Here is a 4,018-nt window from a genome sequence, read left to right on the forward strand (position 1 = left end):
CCACCGGCTTCCCCTGTTCCTGAATCATTTTTACGGTTTGGATTTTAAACTCTTTGTCATATTTCTGACTCATCTTCGGACACCTCGATTTTGCTAGGTTTATTGTCGCATTCTCGATTCTCGGTGTACACTATTTAGTCTAGCATCACTTTCTTGAACGTACTTAAAGAATTCTAATATGCTCTTTTTCAGTTCTAGCAAGTCACCTTATTCCGTAGAAATACCCCAAAACTAGCATCAATGACATGCTTCTAGCCCATATGAATTTGTAGTGCTCCCGGTCTGTTAATGTTCAATCTACACCAAAAGCCTCGATCATTTTGACTCGTTGGCTGAGACGACTGCTGCAATCCTTGAAGTAAATATCTGATCTTCTCTTCAGTTAGTAGCCGCTTTAATGATTGGACTGCTTCTCCCATAAGGGTTAATTTTCATTTCGTCCTTCCTCCTTACCATATGATTAATTTGTGACAGAGATTAAATTAGACATACTTCCATCATCTGCCCGTTCCAAATATGCCTTGATTCGCAACCAGTCGGACTTTTGCTGTTCAAAAGGTCTGTTTCTCCGTCCTAAACTGCCGCAGTGGAAGACCGGAAATACTGCTGTATTCCTGCCAACGATAATCGGTGATTCCCTTTCAACCAATTCTTTGAAGTTTATACCTTTATAACCATACTCACGTAATAATGACTTGGTAGCCTTTTCTCCCAATGTGACAACAACTTTGGGTTGAACGATCTCCTCAATGAGAGGTTTAAGAAATGAGGACACGCAATTTCGAAACCACGATCCTCTCACTTTACCTGCTAGTCCGCCTTCTGTTTTCATGCACAAGATAGCATTGGTGAAAAATAAATCAGCGTGTTTGTTTTTAGCGGTACTTTCGTCAATGTCCACGCCGGCAATATTTAATAATTGAATCAATGCGCGATTGGTTGAGCTATTGTCTACATTACATACCCCTTCTTGTTTCTCCAGCGTATTGAAATCCCCCCAATCCTGGCCGACAACCATCATTTTTGCATCCAAGCTGCCCTGCCACTCTGTCCAGTGCCCGATTTCATTCGTATCGAATCGCCCGTTCAGCGCTTGGCTCGGATTTATTAGTTCGCACTGCGCAGGATCACACATCGTGCAATTCTTCCGTTGATTGACCAATGCTAGGTAAGCCATTTGTTTGTCGGTGATACTCATACGATCCCTCCTCACTTTTGATATATATTCCGTCAGTTGCCATACCCAATCCACCTAATCATACAGCGTCTTAAATCATCAGGATAGTATTCAAATTGTATGGTACAATCCAATTCTTCGATACTCGTAGAATTGGAGTCATTTTCGCCATCGGCAGCCTGGTGATCGTCCTCATTCACAAAAAAAGAATTTTTTTTCCGTACTCCCCCTATAAACTCATGGTAAATGGCACTTCAGCTTTCAGGTGATTCAGCAGCCTATCAGTTAGCTTCATGGAACTGCTCCTTTCGTCAGATCCGCCCAGCGCGTCGCTGATGGTCTACTTTCCGACCCAATAGCGCCCCCTTCGCCACCAACCGATGGCCACATTCATCCGAAATAAACCAAACATAAAAATACTCCCCTCACAGTACAGGCAAAATCATAAAACCTGTCTCCGTAAGGGGAGCATCTCAAAATCTCTTACCGCTTCATTCCGCCTTCTCCAACAACGTCTCCGTGGTTAGCGTAAAGCCCTCGATAACAGCATCCTCGTCAACCTCAATCATGATGCAGCGTTTGCCTTGGAAGCTCACCTGTTTAATGTACCTTAAATCCTGTGGGCTGATCGTAATCGTGGCTACCTTGGTATCGATCTTGATCGATTTGGACGTGAATTTCGGGATGACGCTTTTTGCCTTCAGTTCATAGTTCTTATCGTCCACGATGGTTTCAAACGCCCGTTCCACGGCTTCCTTGGTCACGTTTTCTACGCCGCTTGCGGTCAGCACGCGTTCGACATCGGTATAATCCAGCTTCGGAGGTTCTTCCTCATCCTGGTGGGATTCGATCACATGATGAATTTCCTCGTATACGTGTGCGATCGTGGCCGAGTCCAGCTGTTCACCCGCGACTTCCTTCACGATGTCTTCGAAGATCGCCCGCTCTTCCAGCGCCGTCACTGACCGTTCTGCATTCAACACCTCGGAGATGAAACGCTCATTCGGATCATTCGATTTCCCCGTACAATAGAGAACCCGGTTCACGTCGGAATAATTGTCCGTCACGCTGGGATAGAAGAACCCTTCCTCCGGCGTGCTGAGCTTGATGATCGGATCTACGATGACATTGTACTTGAACTCTTTCTCCACATAGTCGAACAAAAGCGCCTTCCGCTGCTTCTCCGTCGAGTTCACGCTGCATAGAATGAACGGATGCCCGAACACCTCGTCATTCCCTGTCTCCTCGGCTTCATCATTCCGCGCCTTGGTCGGCCGGTAGTATTGACCGCGCACGAACGTAATGACCGTATCCCGTTCATAGGTCGTGTCCGCCATCATTTTCTCTACGAGCAGCAGCATCAGATCCTGCCACTCCTCCGGATCGCCCGTCTGGATCGCTTGGTGAAGCAGCACCCGCGAAGGGTCTTTCTGGTCTTCCGTCTCCTCCGTAAACTTAAGCTCGAACAGCTTGTGATCCAATTCGCCGGTCAGCAGCTTTTTGAAGTTGCCCATGTACAGCTCCTGCTTCTCCCGGTCCACTAACTCAAAGGGACTCCGCTCCCAGTGATAAATTTCGTTCGTTTCCTTCATAATGTACACGTTCAGAATATCGTAAATTTGCATCAAATGATTATCCAGCTTAAACTGCTTGCGTATGTGCGCGACTTCTTTCTTGTTCATGGTTCGTCAGACAACTCCTAGAAAGTAAATTGGCTCTATAAGTATAAACGATACAAAAACCCTCCGCTAGAAGGGTTACGTGTCTTGCTTCTTTTCTCTATTTTATAGCCATCTGCATTGCCGCAACGAAAACTATTTTTCTCAACATGTACTGCGCCGCAATTCATAAAAATACTGCACAACGGGATGCTTTAACTTCATCTTTTCGGACATGTTTAAAATCCGCTTTTTTCCAACTCGTCTGTCCACCAAAGCCAGAACATTCAATAAAATATCCTTGCTCTCGATACTTTCTTCGATCGAAGTCGATAAAAATTGAGTAGCGACAGCAACAAAATTGGATTTGCTTAACGAAGCCTGCGCCGCCAAAAGCTCCTTGGCATATTCCGATATTTTCCGGTTTCTGGCAATGACTTTCAGACGATCCTCCGGAACGGTTCCTTTGGTATCTTTTCTGACCTTTTCCATTTCTTCATCGCTGATCGGTATTTGGATATCCGGGTCATTTTTAATTTCCAGCTCCGCCGTATACCATCTGATTGAACTCATTTTATCATTCATTCGGAGGACGTCCTTTTTATCTACCGAAATATAACAAAGCCCTGCTTTATCCGGCAAATAACGATAACCCGTTGCTCGGTATTCAACCCTTCCGTTTAACGCAGGACAGAGAAAACTCTCCAGCTGTTGCTTCAGTTTACTCCAGGACATGGATCCTCCTATATTTTCAAAACCTGCCGATCCGTATGTGCGGTTGTCAGGCTTTCTTCTTTTAAAAAAAATTATGCTTAAGAAGGCACAGTATCATTCTGCGCCATCTTGTTCAGTATGAATAAACCCCTGCCAAAAAACAACCCACAAAGTTTGCACAGTCATTCTCCTGTCGTTTCTGTGGCATACTTTTTTCAGTACGAACAGGAACAAATCATCGAGGTCCCTCGTTTCAAAATCAACCAACGCCGCTCCGCTTCTTTTGCAAAAGTCTGGCATCTCAAAACATCGTGCTATTTTGAATTCTCAAAGATAAATAAGCCTAAATTTCGAAAGCCCATAAGATCAAGGCAAAACGTCGGAACAATAGGGTAAGGAAATGTAAAAATGTAGGAATTACCCATGTTCGCAAGAGAAAATTTGACTTTTGGGGTGGTCTTTCCCCCTC

At 44.8% G+C, this 4,018-nt stretch carries 3 protein-coding genes; all 3 read right to left on the reverse strand.

Annotated elements, in window-relative coordinates; translation table 11 throughout:
- Positions 1-460: 460 nt before the first annotated feature.
- The 3 genes from KI367_RS26495 to KI367_RS26505 all read right to left on the reverse strand — a co-directional run bounded on the left by KI367_RS26495 (position 461) and on the right by KI367_RS26505 (position 3,570).
- A complete protein-coding gene (locus tag KI367_RS26495) occupies positions 461-1,198 on the reverse strand; it encodes a uracil-DNA glycosylase family protein (RefSeq protein ID WP_212953265.1) in 738 nt (245 codons plus the stop codon).
- A 470-nt stretch (positions 1,199-1,668) separates the two neighbouring features.
- A complete protein-coding gene (locus KI367_RS26500; RefSeq protein WP_212953268.1) occupies positions 1,669-2,859 on the reverse strand; it encodes a DUF4317 domain-containing protein in 1,191 nt (396 codons plus the stop codon).
- 141 nt (positions 2,860-3,000) lie between these two features.
- Positions 3,001-3,570 (reverse strand): SF0329 family protein, encoded by a 570-nt coding sequence (locus tag KI367_RS26505; RefSeq protein WP_036715330.1) that lies wholly within the window; start codon positions 3,568-3,570, stop codon positions 3,001-3,003.
- Positions 3,571-4,018: the final 448 nt, after the last annotated feature.

This window comes from Paenibacillus cookii (assembly GCF_018333375.1).
GTDB classification, from domain to species: domain Bacteria; phylum Bacillota; class Bacilli; order Paenibacillales; family Paenibacillaceae; genus Paenibacillus_AQ; species Paenibacillus_AQ cookii.